This is a genomic window from Pseudooceanicola batsensis HTCC2597, from assembly GCF_000152725.1.
In the GTDB taxonomy this organism is placed as follows: Bacteria; Pseudomonadota; Alphaproteobacteria; order Rhodobacterales; family Rhodobacteraceae; genus Pseudooceanicola; species Pseudooceanicola batsensis.
This window is the reverse complement of the sequence record NZ_CH724132.1, coordinates 1-16,239: the sequence shown is the minus strand read 5'-3', so window position 1 is coordinate 16,239 and position 16,239 is coordinate 1. Positions and strand designations below refer to the sequence as shown.

At 60.8% G+C, this 16,239-nt stretch carries 13 protein-coding genes; 6 read left to right on the top strand and 7 right to left on the bottom strand.

Annotation, left to right across the window (positions count from 1 at the left end):
• Position 1: 1 nt before the first annotated feature.
• Genes OB2597_RS20195 through OB2597_RS20170 form a run of 6 tightly spaced genes read left to right on the top strand, consistent with a single transcriptional unit; the run spans position 2 to position 4,754 of the window.
• Entirely contained in the window at positions 2 to 697 is a 696-nt protein-coding gene (locus tag OB2597_RS20195; protein WP_009807513.1) for a TrbG/VirB9 family P-type conjugative transfer protein, read from the top strand.
• Positions 694 to 2,073 carry a TrbI/VirB10 family protein gene (locus OB2597_RS20190; protein WP_040610011.1) on the top strand — a complete coding sequence of 460 codons (1,380 nt, stop codon included), beginning with the start codon at positions 694 to 696 and terminating at the stop codon, positions 2,071 to 2,073. The genes OB2597_RS20195 and OB2597_RS20190 overlap by 4 nt, the downstream gene beginning before the upstream one ends.
• 4 nt (positions 2,074 to 2,077) lie before the next feature.
• Positions 2,078 to 3,064 carry an ATPase, T2SS/T4P/T4SS family gene (locus OB2597_RS20185; protein WP_009807515.1) on the top strand — a complete coding sequence of 329 codons (987 nt, stop codon included), beginning with the start codon at positions 2,078 to 2,080 and terminating at the stop codon, positions 3,062 to 3,064.
• On the top strand, positions 3,061 to 3,255 hold the full coding sequence (locus tag OB2597_RS20180; protein ID WP_009807516.1) for a hypothetical protein: 195 nt from the start codon (positions 3,061 to 3,063) through the stop codon (positions 3,253 to 3,255). Before OB2597_RS20185 ends, OB2597_RS20180 begins: the two co-directional genes overlap by 4 nt.
• Complete coding sequence (locus OB2597_RS20175) at positions 3,252 to 3,665, top strand: hypothetical protein (RefSeq protein ID WP_009807517.1); 414 nt, start codon at positions 3,252 to 3,254, stop codon at positions 3,663 to 3,665. The genes OB2597_RS20180 and OB2597_RS20175 overlap by 4 nt, the downstream gene beginning before the upstream one ends.
• A 12-nt stretch (positions 3,666 to 3,677) precedes the next feature.
• Complete coding sequence (locus OB2597_RS20170; RefSeq protein WP_009807518.1) at positions 3,678 to 4,754, top strand: type IV secretion system protein; 1,077 nt, start codon at positions 3,678 to 3,680, stop codon at positions 4,752 to 4,754.
• A 77-nt stretch (positions 4,755 to 4,831) separates the two neighbouring features.
• Here OB2597_RS20170 and OB2597_RS20165 read toward each other — a convergent pair whose 3' ends face one another.
• From OB2597_RS20165 to OB2597_RS20135, 7 genes are all read right to left on the bottom strand, one after another.
• On the bottom strand, positions 4,832 to 6,217 hold the full coding sequence (locus OB2597_RS20165; RefSeq protein ID WP_009807519.1) for an IS1182 family transposase: 1,386 nt from the start codon (positions 6,215 to 6,217) through the stop codon (positions 4,832 to 4,834).
• Positions 6,218 to 6,440: 223 nt separating this feature from the next.
• Complete coding sequence (locus OB2597_RS20160; RefSeq protein WP_009807520.1) at positions 6,441 to 8,165, bottom strand: UvrD-helicase domain-containing protein; 1,725 nt, start codon at positions 8,163 to 8,165, stop codon at positions 6,441 to 6,443.
• Positions 8,162 to 9,901 (bottom strand): ATP-dependent nuclease, encoded by a 1,740-nt coding sequence (locus OB2597_RS20155; RefSeq protein WP_040610020.1) that lies wholly within the window; start codon positions 9,899 to 9,901, stop codon positions 8,162 to 8,164. Before OB2597_RS20155 ends, OB2597_RS20160 begins: the two co-directional genes overlap by 4 nt.
• Before the next feature lie 408 nt (positions 9,902 to 10,309).
• The gene (locus tag OB2597_RS20150) at positions 10,310 to 12,310 is read right to left on the bottom strand and encodes a type IV secretory system conjugative DNA transfer family protein (RefSeq protein ID WP_009807522.1); all 2,001 of its coding nucleotides are present in this window, start codon (positions 12,308 to 12,310) and stop codon (positions 10,310 to 10,312) included.
• 8 nt (positions 12,311 to 12,318) lie between these two features.
• A complete protein-coding gene (locus OB2597_RS20145; protein ID WP_009807523.1) occupies positions 12,319 to 14,652 on the bottom strand; it encodes a relaxase/mobilization nuclease domain-containing protein in 2,334 nt (777 codons plus the stop codon).
• The gene (locus OB2597_RS20140) at positions 14,639 to 15,232 is read right to left on the bottom strand and encodes a transposase (protein WP_009807524.1); all 594 of its coding nucleotides are present in this window, start codon (positions 15,230 to 15,232) and stop codon (positions 14,639 to 14,641) included. Before OB2597_RS20140 ends, OB2597_RS20145 begins: the two co-directional genes overlap by 14 nt.
• 561 nt (positions 15,233 to 15,793) lie before the next feature.
• Positions 15,794 to 16,000, bottom strand: a complete 207-nt coding sequence (locus OB2597_RS20135) for a hypothetical protein (RefSeq protein WP_007120662.1) — start codon at positions 15,998 to 16,000, stop codon at positions 15,794 to 15,796.
• Positions 16,001 to 16,239: the final 239 nt, after the last annotated feature.

Sequence of the window (16,239 nt, the reverse complement as noted above, 5' to 3'; positions counted from 1 at the left end):
TTTGATCAGTAAGTTCTTTGTTGCTGGCCTAGTTGCCCTGCTGCCGGTCCTCGCCCATGCCGAAGCGATCCCGCGCGGCGGGCCCAACGACAATCGGGTGCGGCTGGCCACCTACCAGGAGGGTCAGGTCTACCGCCTCAGCGTGTCGCTCACCCATGTGACCACGGTCGAGTTCGGCGAGGGCGAAAGCATCCGCTCAATCATCGCGGGCGACACGGAGGGCTTTGAGATCGACGGCGTGCCGGGCGGCCAGGCCTTCGCGATCAAGCCCGTTGCGCGCGGTGTCCATACCAATGTGACCGTCTATACCAACCGCCGCAGCTACTACTTCAATGTCCAGGAGACCCGCAGCCCGACTTTCTACGTCGTGCAGTTCCGCTACCCCGAAGACAATGCGCGGCCCACGCATGCCATCGCGGCCCAAGCGCCAAACTACAATTACAGTGCTAGCGCCCGCACCGAGTTCACCCCAACGCGCGTCTGGGATGACGGGACCTTCACGTATTTTGAATTTCCGCGGAACGCGCCGGTGCCCGCGATCTTCCGTTACGCCAATAGCCGTGAGCGCACGGTCAACACGCAAGCCACCGAGGACGGCGTGATCCGAGTCTCGGGGGTGAACAGGCAGTGGGTCCTGCGGATCGGGGAAGAGGTAGTCTGTATCGAGGCCACACCGCCTGCGGGGGTGGGATCATGAGCGATACCGGAAACGCGGACCTCGAAAAACGACTCGCCGCCCTCGAGCAGGGCAAAGGCGCAGGTTCGCCCCCTGCCCCACGGCGCTCACCGCTGCTCGCATTAGTCGTCGTCCTCGTGATCGGTGCCGGCGGTGCATTGCTCTATCTCCTCTCCCAGCCCGAGGAAGAGGAAGCTCTGCCTACGGCCACGCCGGACGTGTTCCAGAACGAAGGCGACGGGTTTGGCGCGATCGAAACCCTCCCCCCACCCGAGCCCGAAGTCGTTCTGGTCGCACCGGAACCGGTGGAACCGAACGCCGAGCTTTTGGCGCAACTCGCCGCCCTTCAGGCCCAGATCGAGGAATTGCGCAACGCCCCCGAACCGGTGGTCGAGGAAGACACGGCTGCCGCCGAAGCGATCGATGCGCTGACCACGCAGATCGCGGCGCTGCAAGCCGCCTCGGAAGCCGCACAGCAGCAATTCCGAGACGAACTCACTGCCCGCGATCGGGAGTTGGAGCAAATCCGCATGGACCTCGAACTTGCGCAGCTCGAGGCTAACCGCCCGCTTCCGGCACCCGTCGGTCCTACCGAGGACGAATTGCGCGCGCGGGAGGAAGAACGGCTCCGCCGCGAGGAAGAGGCACGGCGGCTGGCAGAACTTGAACGCCGCGCGGCGGAGGAACGCGCCTTCCAGGAGCGGCGCATCGCCTCGCCCACTATCGCCTTTGGTGGTGCCTCGGGTGCGAATGAGACGGCTCTGACCGAACGGACCTTTGGGGAAGTGACGGATTTTGTGCTGAACGGCGCGTTGCCCACTTCGGTGACGCAGGCAGAAGTCATCGCCAATCCCTCCAACACCATCATCCAGGGCACGATGATCCAGGCCGTCATGGAAACCGCCCTCGACAGCTCCCTGCCCGGCCAGACCCGGGCCGTTGTTTCCGAAGACGTGTTCAGTATCGATGGCGCGCGCCTCCTGATCCCGCGCGGGTCCCGTCTTATCGGGCGTTATCGCTCCGGCGTCGATATCGCGCAGCGCCGGGTCACCATCGCCTGGGACCGGATCATCCTGCCTGACAACCAAACCATCCAGATCAGCTCCTTCGGAGGTGATGAACTTGGCCGCTCCGGCGTGACCGGCTTTGTCGACACGCGCTTTGATGAGCGCTTTGGCTCGGCAGCGCTGATTTCGCTGATCTCCGCCGCGCCAAGCGCCGCCGCCGCAAATGTTCAGGACGAGTCCGCTGCGGACGTGCTCGAAGACGTGGGCGATGATCTTGCCGATGCCACGGACAGCGTGATTGGCGACTATCTCTCCATCGGCCCCGTTATCTATGTCGACCAGGGCGCGCGCGTCACGGTGATGGTCGACCGCGATCTGGAGATTTTCTGAGTCCATGTCGCTGAGCTATCTCGAGACCTCGCTTGATCGGATCGACGCCGCCGCCCGCGACGATGTCATCGAAATCTGCATCAACCCAGACGGCACCTGCTGGGGAGAATTCCAGGGCGATCACTTCATGCGCAGGCTTGATCAGGCGTTGACCGCAACGGAAGTGAAAGACCTCGGCAACCAGATCGCCTCTTCCGCCAATACCACCATGAGCAAGGACCGCCCGATCGTCTCGGTCTCGATCACGTACAAAGGCCGCCCGATCCGGGCGCAGGTCATCACACCGCCTGCCGTGCTCTCGGCGATGTCGATCAGCCTGCGGTTCTTCTCGAGCCTGCCGCTCGATGGGATCGCGCTCGATTTCCTCTATGGCAAGGAGCGCAAGCTCGAGGAACTGCGCCTCGAGAAAACCCAAGAACTGCGTGAAGTGGTGGCCGCGGGCGTGATTGACGATGCGCTTGCCTTCTGCGTCGAAAACAAGCTTAACATGATCGTCTCGGGCGGCACTTCCACCGGCAAGACCGTCGCCGCGCGGAAGATCCTCTCTCACGTACCGGCCGAGGAACGCATCGTCACCATCGAGGAAGCCGCCGAGCTTCTGCCGACGCAACCGAATGCCGTGACCCTCATCGCCAATCGTGACGCGGAGTTCCAGACCGCCGATGTGCTGCTCACCGCAACACTGCGCATGCGCCCTGACAGGATCATCCTCGGCGAGGTGCGCGGCAAGGAGGCGATGACTTTCCTCGAAGCCATCAACACTGGCCATGGCGGCTCAATGACCACGCTGCACGCAGAAACCCCGCAACTTGCCGTGCAGCGTCTGGCCATCGCCGCACTCAAGACCGAGATCCCGATGACCTATGCCGACATGATCCAGTACATCGAGAACTCCATCGATGTGATTATCCAGGCCGGGCGCCATGACGGCAAACGCGGCATCACCGAATTCTACCTCCCCGGCAACAATGAGATCGGAGCTTCCCAATGAAAACCTTTGAATACGATATCCTGTCCTTTCCCATGACCCGCAAAACCAGTCTTGCCGACATGCAGGCCAGCCTAAATGTGAAGGGGGCCGAAGGCTGGGAGGTCGTGTCGATCAGCTCCTCGGAATTCGCCAATGTGGGACACACTGTCTTCCTGAAGCGCGAGACCACACCCGCCAGAGCCACGGCATGAGGCAGGCGGGCTGTACCCTCGTACTGGCTGCGCTGGTCCTGGGCCTGACGTCGGCACCCGGCTTCGCTGAGCGCAATCTCGTGCCGACCCTCGAGCGCAGTTTCGACGTCTGTCCAGAACGGCCCGCTGAACCCGTGTGGATGCAGGAGATCCCCCTGCGCCAAGCCTATCAGCGCGTGCTGGTTCAAGACATCTACCGAGCCCAAAATCTTGAACGCATCGTAGAGACTGGCAGCTGCGCTTGCGAGATCCGGTTCCCGTCCTGGGACGATGCCGAGGGGGCGTTTCGTGAGCGCCACGCCAGTGACGAACGCTGGGAAATGCTGCAGGCCTCGGACGCCTACAACCGCCGCGCCAGCGCCGTCCGCCCTGCCGCCAAAGCCATCTGCGAAGCTGCAGGCAATTGGTAGGGTAGTCCCGTTATGAGCGTCGTCACTTATTTCGTTGAAACCTCCCAGGGCTATCTCGACACCGCAGCAGAAACCCAGTTCGGGTCGGTCGCGGCAACGGTCGGCACGCTTCTCGTCCTGGGAACAACGCTCGTGGTGATTCTCGTCTTCCTGAACATGATCTACCAATACAAGGCGATGGACGGCCGCACGGCCTTCTGGCTGGCAGTCAAGATCGGCCTCATCGGGATATTCGCGACCAACTGGGTGCAGTTCAACGCCCTCTCCACCGCCATCCTGGCCGGCATCGACAGCATTGCGGGCGCGCTTGTCGCCTCAGTCGGTGGCGGCACCCCAGGTCCCTCTGGGACCTTTGCCGAAGAGTTTGACCGGCTGATCGCGGAACTCGGCGACTACCTCAATGCAGCCGGATCAGAGCTGAACTGGATGGCAGGTGCCATGCTCGACATTGTCGGGGTGCTGTTACTTTCGATCCTCGGTGGGCTCGCCGCCTTCATTCTCGTGGCATCCCGCCTGATGATCGCACTCCTGATTGGGATTGCCCCGGTGATGATCTTCCTGACCCTCTTCGAAGTGACCAAAGATTACTTCGCGCGATGGCTTTCGGCACTGGTTTCCTTCGCACTCTACCCCATCGTCGTCGCCGGCGTGTTCGCAACGATCACTGGCGTCTCTTCCGCTCTGATCGGTGAGCTTGGCGACCCGGAAGGGGCTTCAAACATAGGCGCGCTCATCCCCTTCTTCATGATGGTCCTCATGGCCAAGGGCTTCATCATTGCCACGCCCTTCATCGTCCGCGCGATCTCCGGAAACATCATGATGCCCGCCCTCTCCGGTGGTCTCGGCGGCGGCTACAGCTTTGCCCGCGCCGCAATGGGCAGCCAGCAGGCCTACAATCGCTACCTGATCGGTGGGGCAAGCGGTGCGGAATATGCAGCCCTCAGAGCGCGGCAGTTCTTCGGTGTGCAGCAGATGCCTGTTCGGCAAGGGATGGGGCAGACGGGTTCCGCAGGAGGCACAGGATCCGCAGACTCGGGGTCAAAAATGCTGGCGCAGCTGGCAAGACTGGGTCGACTTGGACGCCGGTGACGGCCGATTCTGTGGAAAAACAACATGATGCTGGCGCAGAAAGTGCGGCGTCGAACGTGGCGCAAGCGCCTTTCTGATCAGGCTTTGCATGGTTTCTGCGGTGCAGGGAAGATCTTGGCCAGTCTGCGGAGGTTTTGAGCGGTGGCTGCGAGGAGGAATTCGTCGTTGGCGCCACATGGACCTCGTAATCGAAGCCGGCCCAGGCCGAGGATGCGTTTGAGGTGGGCGAAGAGCATCTCGACCTTCTTTCGGAGCTTCATCGAGGTGTCGTATTGGCGGGTCTTGGCAATGTCGCGCGCGACCTGACGGGCGTCTTCGTGTTCCTCGCGGGTGATCTTGGGCGCGTCGGTGTTGGGGCAGCACCTGGCTTTGGATGGGCAGGCCTGGCAGACCTCTTTCAGTGCCCGATAACGGGCGGTGCCCTTGCCTGTCGGTCCTCGGTTCGGGTCCGAGTAGTTGCGGCGGAACTGTTTGAGGGCGTGACCTTCGGGGCAGATGTACTGATCGTTCTCGGCATCCCATTCGAAGTCGGCACGGGACCATGTGCCATCGGATCGGCCAGCCTTGTCGAACACCGGAATATGTGGGGCGATCTTCTGCTCGACCAACCAGCCAAGCATCGGCCCAGTTCCGTAGGCAGTATCGGCGATCAGCCGTTCGGGATGCAGATCAAACCGATCCTTCACCCGTCTCAGCATGGTCTTGGTCGATCCGACCTCGGCCTGACGGATTGATCTGGTGGCTTCAACATCGACGATGACGCCGTGGTCCGTATCGATCAGGTAATTGTCGGAATAGGCAAAGAATGCTGGGCCTTTGCGCGCAGCCGTCCATTGGCTGGCCGGATCGGAATGGGATGTGAACTTGGGTTGTACCGGGGACGCGGCACCAAAGGCCGCCTCGTCCAGCGTATCGAGGTACTCGCGCACTGCGCGGGGCGCATCTGCCGGATCGATGGTCGACACATTCCATTCTTCCTTGGGCGTCGAGTTCTGTTTGTTGGCGTCCGCCTCGATCAGGCTGGCATCGATGGCCATGCGCTGTCCGCTGACCAGGCCTTCTTCGATGCATCGCGCCACCGTCGTCTCGAACAAGTGGCGCAACAGTTCGCTCTCGCGGAACCGCCCATGCCGGTTCTTTGAAAAGGTGGAATGGTCGGGAACGCGGTCGCCGAGATCGAGACGGCAGAACCAGCGATATGCGAGGTTGAGATGTACCTCCTCACAGAGCCGCCGTTCCGACCGGATGCCAAAGCAATACCCGACCAGAAGCATCCGGATCAGCAGTTCAGGATCGACGGACGGGCGGCCGGTGTGACTGTAGAAATCCGCCAGATGGGCCCGGATGCCGTTCAGATCGACGAACCAATCAATCGACCTCAGCAGGTTGTCTTGGGGGACATGATCCTCGAGCGAGAACTCGTAGAACAGAGCCGCCTGCGCTTCCTGCCTCGGTCCCATCATCGCCAATCCTCCCGCTCGTCGAGAGAATTGAATCAGCGACTTACCACGCGATCAAGCGCGAGTTTTTCAACAAAATAGGCCCATAGCGGACTTTCAACATCGAAGGATTCTGCGAAACAGCGCTCCCGGAAGCGGTCACTCAGAACCTGCGCAGCAGGGTCAGTTTAGAAATGCAGTACCCAGCTAGTCTCGCTCCGCTTTCCACCCAAAGTTTGCCCCTAAACTAAGCCCCGCCAGCCTTTGTAAATCCGAGTTCGTCGAGCCTGGGAGCATATTTTTTTAGATTGGTGGCAGGTACACCCAAGACGAACAGATCACGCGCTCTGGTGAGCGCGACATATCCGATTTTGCCGACTTCTGTCTCTGTGCCACCGAGCATTTCGTCGAGGTGCGACTGATTGCACACGTAAAGAACGCCCCTGATGCTTTCGCCTTTTACCTTGTGAACGGTGGAAACGCGGAACGTTGGCAGCACCTCAATCCCCAATTCCGCCGGCCGCATTAGCGGCTGGTTGAAAATTTTCCGCTTCGCGAGTTTGGCTTTCCAAGTGGCAGCAGCCTTGAAACCATGTTCTGCCGAGAGAATGGCGAGCATGGTTTCGGCCCGCGCCAGCAAGGCAGGTTGCCAATCAGTATCCGCCACAAGAGACGCATGAGGTACCCCCCTGGCTGGATCTTTCACGAACGACCACAACACCCGCCGCAGCGCCTGAAAATTCCGCTCAACTCCGCTGTGGCGGGTAAGCTCAGAGAGCAAAGCCCCATGGCTGTCATCCAGCAGGCCGACGACGCCAGCGCAGCAGTGCTCGAAGGCGTCATCGAAGCGACTAAACTTGTCTCGCTGGATTGCAGCGTTCACGAAGTGTCGCAAGACGCCCTGTCCTTGCTCCTTCTCACCGCCGGCCCAATCGGCAGCCCATTCCGCAGACCGGCAGAGCACGGCCGCATCGTCGACACCTATACCCGCCTGACCTAGCAGTGCTGCAAAGGATTTGATTGCATTGTCTTTCTCCTCTTTCTTGTAAGCGAAATAATATGCGCCGGACAAAGTAGCGGGCGCCGTGCGCGCGGCCGTGTCTGTGCGCCCTGAGAGTTCGTTTGCGATCGCGACGATACTCGGGACCGATCGAAAATTAGTCTCGAGCCTGCGTTCATCGACTTCATCGCGATCGGCATGCTGTTGGATAAACGCACCGGTCGCGCCAGAGAACTCATAGATGCCTTGATTGACATCTCCGATCAATGAGACCTGCGTCCCAGCATCCTGTAACGACATTAGGATACTTTGGTGCAGATTGCCGATGTCTTGGGCCTCATCGACAAGGATGTGCGGATAGCGTCGGGCCAGTGCGCGGCGGATTAGCGGCTGGGTCTTCAGGACTTTCAGCGCCCATAAGCTTCCCAAAGCATGCGAGTAAGCACCGACACCTGCCAGCTTCCGGATCGCCTCGGCGGCAGTTTTCGGATCAACAACGGTATTGGCCCGTCCGACTTCAAACTGAAGACCCACTCCCTTCACAATGACGGGCTGAAGCGCGGTTGTTGGCTGAGGTCTCTTGCCGTCCCAGACCTTGAAGTTCGCCAGGAAAGGTTCGCTGCCATGCACGAGGAAAGGCGTCCTCGTGCATCCCATGACAAGATGGCCGTGGGGGCGGATAATATTCGAGGTGATAAATGCGTCGACCGTGGCTATTTCGACGCCGCCTCGACGGTTATCGCTGGGCTCCGCCTGCAGCAAGGCATTGTAGTCCTTGTTAAATGTGTCGACGGCCACATTTGAAAAAGACAAAAGCGCGCAGTGTCCGTGCCGATCGTCAATGCGCTTGCGCATCTCAGCGAGCCGCCGAACCGCGGTCGCGGTCTTACCGCTTCCAGCGCAGGCAATTACCACCATGGGTTTGAGCGGCGCCTCCACGATCTCCCGTTGCTGCGACGACAGTTCGATCATGGCTTGCACACATGTAAAACGGCATTCTGGATGTAGGTTGGAATTTCGACGTTCAGCCTGTTGTCCTCAATTTGCGCCGCGAGCGCTTGCGCGAATGCACCCTTCTGAACATTTTTTTTACCTTTGGGCCGCTCGAACATGCCCGAGAACAGCGCCTCTGCTTTGTCCCTGTCGTCCGTCTTCGACGCGAGCTCAGTTTCAAGGTCATCGCCGATCTGAGGATGCAGGTCCTTGAGGGCTGCGAGCATGGCCATTCTGTTGTTTTCGTGAAGCGCGAAGTCGTACTCAAAGGTCTTCTGGCCGTGGAAGACTTTGACAAATTCGTCTTCTCGCTCCTTCATCGACGCTGTGTTGCTTGAAATCGTAATGCTCTCGGTTGCGGATGGATAGTGAGGCTGATTTTTGCCATCGGCGTCGACGGTGTATGGATCAGCGTCTGTGATGACGGCAACTGGTATCTTGATGGCCGTTTCCCCGAAGAGTGGCATGAAGGAGTCGAAGTTCAATCCTTCAACACTTATCAGGCTGACGCCGTGGTCTCGCAAATCATAGCCCATGCTCTTGGCCAGCAGATTGATCATCATCAGTTCGGCGGCACCTTCGACGAAGATGACACGGCGTGCGAAAAAGAGTTCTGCGCGCGTTACATCGAGGTAGCGCCTAAGCTTCTCCTTCTTGCCCTTGCCAAAACTGACTGACCTCGGATGGAAGACCTCTACACCTGAATCCGTCTCAACCAGGCATTCGACGGCGTTCAGATCGGCGATGCTAGCAAAATTCGGAGAGTGACTTGTGACGAAGACTTGCACGGGCCGCTCGCCTTCCGAGACCTTGATGTCTGATAGGTACCGCAAGAGCACGGCCTGTAATTGCGGATGTAGGTGCGCTTCAGGTTCTTCGACGATCAAGCTGCGATAGGCCGAATCCGCGTTCTTCGCGAGTTCGCTCAAAACCACAGCCATGAAGATAAGGTTGTTATAGCCAAGGCCGTTACGTTCTATCTCGAAGCTGTCGACCAGTAACGATAGGCGCGAGGCGAGCTTCGTGAAATCAGAACCACTAAGCTCAACCGCCAACATCTGGGCCAGCTGATCGCCCAGCATGCTATTGTGGCGCCCAGTGATGGCGTCTTGCGTCTCAACAATTGCTTTAAGCGCCTTTATATCCTTATCGAGGTCTGCGAGTTTCTGGGTGATCTCATCTTTTCCAGCGTCATCAGACAAAAGGTGCAGTAACCGAGACAACTGGCTTGAACGGCTCGGGCGGAGGCCAAGCTCTGCATCGCGCAGAGGCTGTAGATAGACGCTGCGCAGGTTTTCCAGCATGGTCGCCGTCATCGCGATGTCGTGATGGACGCCGCAGGTTTTTCTTGACCGCAGCCGTCCGGATTTATCCGCATCGCCATAGGTCACTCGGAGAAGGGCTTCCGCCTTTCCCATGCCATCAGCCCTTAACCCATGCATAAAGTCGGCTTCATCGTCGAGAGACAGGTCTTTGAAGATATAATCGAAGACAATATCACCCGCTGCCGAGCCCCCCTTAGGAAGGTGAACGTCATCGACGCTGAAGCGCGGATAGGGATCATCTGTTCCGGCCAGAAGCGCTCTCAAAGCGTCAACAACGGCCGTCTTTCCGATATTGTTTGGGCCGACAATGACGTTGAGGCCCGGTTCGAATTCTATTGTTGCAGATTTAATGCGCCGAAAATTGTTAATTGTAAGTGATGCCAGATACATAATGTCCCTTAAGGAGTAACACTCCATCCCGCTGGTATTGGGTTATTTTGCCTCAAGTATATGCATTAGCAACAGATTTTAGGCAATGAATTGCTATGGTCGGCTCTACAGTTTGCGATTGTAACTGAGACTTTTGCGGGCCGCATCAACGGTTTTCTCGCCGTCTGTGACGGACTGATCCATTTATTTTCCAGCCGCAACCGGCTCGAATGACTGCTTGTTCATGGTAAATGCCAAAGCCACGTTTCACTGCCGCAAGTCAGCTTTCCGTTGTTCCTGTGGGTGAACCAAGGTTCCGCGGCGCGATACTGGCGGAGTGTCCGCTTCCCTGATCTGAGAGAGATCGGTTCGCGCGTGCAGAGAAGGTCCGGAATCCGCCGTCCCTGAAAGATGGCGATGCACACCACGCTATCGAGCAACCAGCTTTTCGACATCCCCCTCTCGCAGCATCGCTTCCATATCGTCCAAGCCATCAACGGCAGAGCGCATCTGCGCCTCATCATCCACCCCCACTGTCTCGGCATCCGCAAGCTGTCCCCCAAAATCCATCTCCATCTGGCGCTGTTCCTCGGCGATAACGGCTTGAACGACAGGCGCGGTCTTCTTTGGAACTACATCAGATTGCCCTGACGGTTGACCGTCAACGCCCTCGCGTGCCCGCTCCACATCAGCTTCAGAACCACGGGGGCCGTCCGGTGGCGGTGTCATCGGCATGGCGCGCATGCTCAGCGGCAGCGTGCCCTGCGACCCACCTCCCCCCGGTTCCGGGAACGGCAACTCGCCCGTCTGCGCCGCGTGGATCGCCTTGAACAGCCGATCGTCAAAATACTGGATTCTCTTCGCACGTACGGGCATCTGCGCATCGATGACCATGACGATCTCGTCGAGCGGCAGGCGGCGCGCCTCGTCTTCGGGGAGCAGAGAGCTCTCTTCGGTCCGTGTGGATTGGCTTCGGCCCTCGAAGGGGTTTTTGCCGATGGATTGCGACCGCGTGACGACAGTCTTGGTGGTCTTGCCGACCGCCTTGCTCAGCTCCTCGACGGTCTTCTCGTCAGAAGGCGTCAGATAGAGCTTCACGCCCGCGTTGCCCTGCAGGGCGCGGCGGGTGTTTTCGCCATAGATTTCATCGAGGGCGGGGATGGTTTGGGTGACCACGGCCAGATGGCCACGATAGGTCCGCAGGGTTTCGATGCTCTCGACTACGATCGGCATTTTGCCAAGGCGATTGAACTCATCGAGCATGATCATCACGGGCCACGGCTCGTCGGGCCCGGGATCCCTTTCCTGCATTGCGGAGAGAAGGTCCGAGAAGAAGAGCCGGATCAGCGGCGCAAGCGGCTTCACCATCAGCGGCTGGACCACGAGGTAGACCGAAAAGGGTTTCTTGCGGATCGTCCGGAAATCAAAATCCGACACCGCCGTCGCCTCGTCGATGGCAGGGTTCTGCCATTGGTCGAGCCCCGAGGTCATCAGGAGCGAGACATAGGAGGTCAGCGTGTCGTTATTGGTCGAAGCGAGCCGCGTGAAGATCAGTTTGGCCGCCCTGTTGTCGACCTCGTGACCCCGCGCGAAATACTCCTTTTGCTTGTTCCCGCCCGAGGCGGCGATGCGGTAGATCTCGCCTAGCGTCGGACGCTTGCGCTGGAAGGCCAAGAGCCCTGCGGCCACGAAGAGATCGATCCCGCCTTTGAGGAGGCCCTGCACCCGGTCATTGTCGCTTTGCAGGAAGAGCGTCGCCAGGAGCTGCAATTCCATTTGCTGGCGCGCGGGGTCTTTCAGTTCAAAGATGCGCAGGAGCGGGTTGTAGCGATGCGTGCGCCTGCCCTCCCAATCGGTGGGGGCAAAGCGATAGACCTTGTCGCCCTGGGCCGCGCGGTGGCGGGCCGTGGCCTCGAAACACTCGCCCTTCACATCGAGTGTCACGGCAGAGCCTTGCCAGGTCAGCAAGTTCGGAATGACAAAGCCCGTGGTCTTGCCGCGGCCCGTGGGCGCCACGATCAGCGCGTGCGGGAAGACTTTCGAGCAGATGTATTTCGCGCGGGATTTTGGAGTACCGAGCTTGCCGAGAATGAACCCAGTTCCGGGTGCGCCGAAAAACCCATTGGCCTTCATCTCTCGCGCGGTCTGCCAATGGGTCTGGCCAAAGCGTGTCAGGGCGGACCCTGAGAGGGCGAGGCTCAGCATCAGGCCGGCGGCGGCGAAGCTGCCGATGATCAGGTGAATAAGCTGGGCGTCCTCCGGGCGGCGGTCCAGGATCGCCAGATAGTTTTGCGCGATATAGGCAAAGTCGATCTCGGCCCCGAAGCCGAGATCCTGGTAGGTCAGCACCGCCGAGGCGATGGTGTAGCCGATGGCGGCTGTCACCAGCGTCACCAGCAAAACGCCGGTCGCGATCCGCGCCTTTCCCATGGCGGCGCTCAATGGACCTGACCCCGCTCGGTCTCACCGTCCACGTCTGTCGCGCGGTGTTTTTCGTACTCAGCATCGGCGAGTTCATCGACCACCTGGCGCAAGGCCTCGGTGTTGGCCGTCGCGGCATCGGATTGCAGATAGACCTTAGCGACATAGAGCCGGTCGAGACGGTCCTCGAGAACCTTGTCCAGCGCATCGGCATCGCCGGATGTGAGCCGGCCCAATTGGCGGTCATCCAGCACCCGCGCGATCTCCTCGCGGAAGGCGTCCCGCTCCGCCTCGGTTTCGAAGGGCGCGGACAACTCTCCCGCCCGCTCATGCTCCAGAACACGCGTAATCTCTTCAGCGAGCCGGTCGGAACGGTCAGACTGCGGCGCGGTTTCATCGCGGGCCGCGAGGAGGTCGTCGCGCTTGGCAGACCTGAGCCCCTCGCGCAACTCATTGTCGCGGCGGACCTGGTTGATGGCCTCCGTGTCCCGTATCTCGACGACGGCCGCGTAGGTCGCTCCGAGCCCACGGGCAAGGTGGGCCGGCATGTCCGGATAGCGCGCGCGCAAGTCATCCGCGACTGCATCTGCAACGGGCGTGCGGACGTCGCGTGCCTCCATGATCCGGTCGACCTCGCGGGTGATCTCGCTGGCGCGGGCTGCATCAGTGATGGACTCCCTATAGGGCTCAGACCGGTCGATCACATCGCCCGGACGTGCGAGCAGCTCCGGGTGTGCCTCGAGATACGCGCGCTGCTCCGTCTCGATCCGGCGCTCCGCCCGCGAGACGACCTGCCAATCCCGGTCCTCGATCTGCTGCGCTGTCAGGCCGTCTGCGCGCATCTCCTGTCGGATTGTCCCTTCCATCGCCCGGACCGCGTCCTCGTGATAGTGGAAGCGCTCGCTGACCGCTTTCTCCTCCACGACCCCATCCCGGCGCAGCACGTTCTGCCGTTCCAGAAGCGTGCCAAGCTCGACATGCACGTCATTCAGGATGTCACGCGCCTTTTCCAAGTCGGCGCGGCGTTCGAGGTTCAGATCGCGCGCCTCGGCCACCTTGGAGAGATCATCGGCGATCCATTGATGCTCGAGAGCCGCATTTGAGGCGCCCGTCTCGATCCGGGCCACCACTTCCGATGTGCTGATCCCGGTGCCCCGCAGCGCCGCGTCAATGCGCGCTCTCAGGTCGGGCTCGGCCAAACGCTCAAGCTGGTTGGTGTCGATGTTCGCCTCGGAATAGATCCCACCATCCGAGGGTGTCTCTGACAGCGTGGATGATCGCAAACCGAGAGGCTGCATGTGCTGGACCTGCGCCTGAATTTCGATGAGGCGTTTTTCCAGCACTGGACGTTCCGCATCGGGCTTCTCGGCAATCATGCCCTGCACCCGCGCCAGCTTCTCCGCATAGAGGCTTCTCAGATCCTCGAAACTTTGATCCTCGGCCATATAGACATCTCCTGTTCGATCCACCTGCCCGCCCCGCGCCAGCACCTCGCCCGCGCGGAAGAGGGCTGCGGCAATATCCTCGCGGGCCTCGCGCGAAGCCTCCGCGGCAAGCGAATGGTAGACGGTTCTGGTGTTGGCGATCTCCGCGAGCGTCCGGGTCAGGTCCTGCCCCACGCGTTCCCGCTCGCGGGGTGCGCGCCCCTCTTCTTTCGCCGCATAGACTTCGCTGGTCCGGGCGGGGTAATGCACAACCCCGCGATCCACCCGGCGCGTGGCCTCCAGGCGCACACCATACTTCTCCGCCTCCTCGACCATGGCGAGGCGGAAATCGTCATAGTTGAACCGATGGTTGCGCCCGAGGAAGAAGAACTCACCTTCCTGCGAACGGCGGTTCAGCACCAGATGCGCATGGGGATGATCGCGGTCCTCATGCACCGCGATGATGTAGTCGAAATGCCCCGCATCGGTCTGGAAGAACCGCTCAGCCACATCCGTCGCGATGTCGCGCACATCCTCGCCCCGCGTGCCGATGGGGAAGGACATGAGCATGTGAGTGGTCTGACCAAGCTTGGGCTTGAAGCCCGCGTCCCACCGCTTGGCAAAGCGCTCGGTGAGGTCCTTGATGTCCTTCGCTTCGAGCTTCGCCTTGCCATCGAGGAACCCGCTACTGTCCACGATATGGGTAGACTTGGTGGTGAGGTAGTCGAGCTGGTTCATCAGCTGCGATTTGGTATGCGTGCCCCCACCCTGGATCGCCTTGAAGACCGCTGGCCGATGCCCTGCTGCCGCGCGCGCAAGCTGGCTCTGCTTGGCGACATACAGCCCCTGCATCGAGCCTCGGATTCGGCTCCAGCCATCCCTGAAGACCTCCCCGGTGACCGCGTCAACCGCATCATTCAGCCGCATGGGCAAACTCCCTCAGCGCGGCCGTGGCCTCGAGCTGCATCGCGTCCCGACGGCGCCGAAGGAGCAGGTCGATCTCATCCGCGGAGTCGAGGATGAACCGCGCCAGTCCGCGCATCTGCGCGAGGCGCAATTCGGAGAACTCCGCACGCGTGCCACCATTAGCCCCCTGCCCCATCTGGTTGGCCCGCGTCATCTGCTTGGCGATCTGCGCGACCCCATTGCCAACCTCGTGCAAAGAGGCGCGGTAGCGCGCCATCTCGGCCGCCATCTGCGCGTCCGGAACGAACACCCCGCCGGCCGCTTGAATGAGCCGCCGCAGCCCCTCGGCACGGCTCTCGATCCCGGCCTTCGCCAACACCTCGTCGAGCGCCTCAAGCTCCGCAGCCGTGACCTTCACACTGACCGCCGAGACCGGGATCGCGGCATCCATCTGACGCTCGGCATCGGCTTTCAGAACGTAGCGCACGGCCCGCGATGTGACCTCGAAACGCTCAGCCAGCTCAGACGTCGACACACCCTCCGCGGCCTCGCGGACGATCTGCATCTTCTCGATCTCTGTCAGGCGTTTTGTTCGGGACATGCGGAAGAAAGACCCCCTATTTCCTGCCACCTTCCACCAAGGCTGCCCCCACCTTACGATAATATACCGCACTGTCAATTATATACTTACGTTGCATTCGGGCTCAGGCAGCCTTGGTGTCCGCTTCCCCCGCAGACCGCAGGGACGCGGGCCTACCCCCTCGCCACCGGGCGACCCACCTGTCCAATAGGCCCCCTTCCCCAGCACCGCCCGCAGGTCTGGCCGAACACCAAGTGTTCGGACGGAACCGCGGGCGGGCGCAAACCCCACCGACAGAGCGGACAGGCAGGGTCAAGGAGGGCCAGATTTGGCTCCGCCAAATCTCTGCCGCAAAAACCGGGAGGCCCTGGCCGATAGGTTTTTGTGGATGGCCCCCTTGAGGCTGACTGGCCGGTCTGTCGCGGCCTGATCATTCCGAGCGGCGATCGTCCGTTGCGCGCGCAGCGACCGGCACCAAGAGGAGGTCACCTCGGGCGAACTGACCGCCGGACACGGCATCCCTGGAACAGGGATCGGGCCGCCCCAAGATCGTCCTGGGGCGGCCCATCCTCGCCAGAGGATTTAGTCCTGGGGATCTTTCGCGCTCGGTGGGAACATCACCAGCTCCGAGACCGCGACCGGGAAGTCGAGCTTGAGGCTGAAGAACTCCGAGCCGTCCCCGTTGCGGGTGTTGCGGAACATGGCGCCCACGCGTTGGAATCGGGTGCGCTCCTGGCCATCGGTATCGGTGAACTTGACGGGAACGGTGGCGACGTAGTGGTTGGTCATTTGGGTTACTCCTTATTGCGATGAGGATCACCCAGCACGGGGGCAAGAGGACCGGTCGCAAGCGCAAATGCGGAGGACCCGCGGCCCCGCCGTGGAAACCGTATTTGTGCTTGCCGAAGCGTGAGCTGAGGGCACGAACGGGCCGACCCCGTGCGATCCACATGCATAGCAAAAAGGAGGGACCCGATTGACCTGTGCCATCACGCAGTCGCCACCATCCGCGTCCACGTCCTGCCGAA

What these genes read in the sequence shown, in the direction of transcription:
- OB2597_RS20165 (WP_009807519.1), bottom strand. Translation starts at nt 6,217, where the DNA reads ATGATGGGACCGAGGCAGGAAGCGCAGGCGGCTCTGTTCTACGAGTTC.
- OB2597_RS20150 (WP_009807522.1), bottom strand. Translation starts at nt 12,310, where the DNA reads ATGGGAAAGGCGCGGATCGCGACCGGCGTTTTGCTGGTGACGCTGGTG.
- OB2597_RS20170 (WP_009807518.1), top strand. Translation starts at nt 3,678, where the DNA reads ATGAGCGTCGTCACTTATTTCGTTGAAACCTCCCAGGGCTATCTCGAC.
- OB2597_RS20135 (WP_007120662.1), bottom strand. Translation starts at nt 16,000, where the DNA reads ATGACCAACCACTACGTCGCCACCGTTCCCGTCAAGTTCACCGATACC.
- OB2597_RS20190 (WP_040610011.1), top strand. Translation starts at nt 694, where the DNA reads ATGAGCGATACCGGAAACGCGGACCTCGAAAAACGACTCGCCGCCCTC.
- OB2597_RS20160 (WP_009807520.1), bottom strand. Translation starts at nt 8,165, where the DNA reads ATGATCGAACTGTCGTCGCAGCAACGGGAGATCGTGGAGGCGCCGCTC.
- OB2597_RS20155 (WP_040610020.1), bottom strand. Translation starts at nt 9,901, where the DNA reads ATGTATCTGGCATCACTTACAATTAACAATTTTCGGCGCATTAAATCT.
- OB2597_RS20185 (WP_009807515.1), top strand. Translation starts at nt 2,078, where the DNA reads ATGTCGCTGAGCTATCTCGAGACCTCGCTTGATCGGATCGACGCCGCC.
- OB2597_RS20180 (WP_009807516.1), top strand. Translation starts at nt 3,061, where the DNA reads ATGAAAACCTTTGAATACGATATCCTGTCCTTTCCCATGACCCGCAAA.
- OB2597_RS20175 (WP_009807517.1), top strand. Translation starts at nt 3,252, where the DNA reads ATGAGGCAGGCGGGCTGTACCCTCGTACTGGCTGCGCTGGTCCTGGGC.
- OB2597_RS20145 (WP_009807523.1), bottom strand. Translation starts at nt 14,652, where the DNA reads ATGCGGCTGAATGATGCGGTTGACGCGGTCACCGGGGAGGTCTTCAGG.
- OB2597_RS20140 (WP_009807524.1), bottom strand. Translation starts at nt 15,232, where the DNA reads ATGTCCCGAACAAAACGCCTGACAGAGATCGAGAAGATGCAGATCGTC.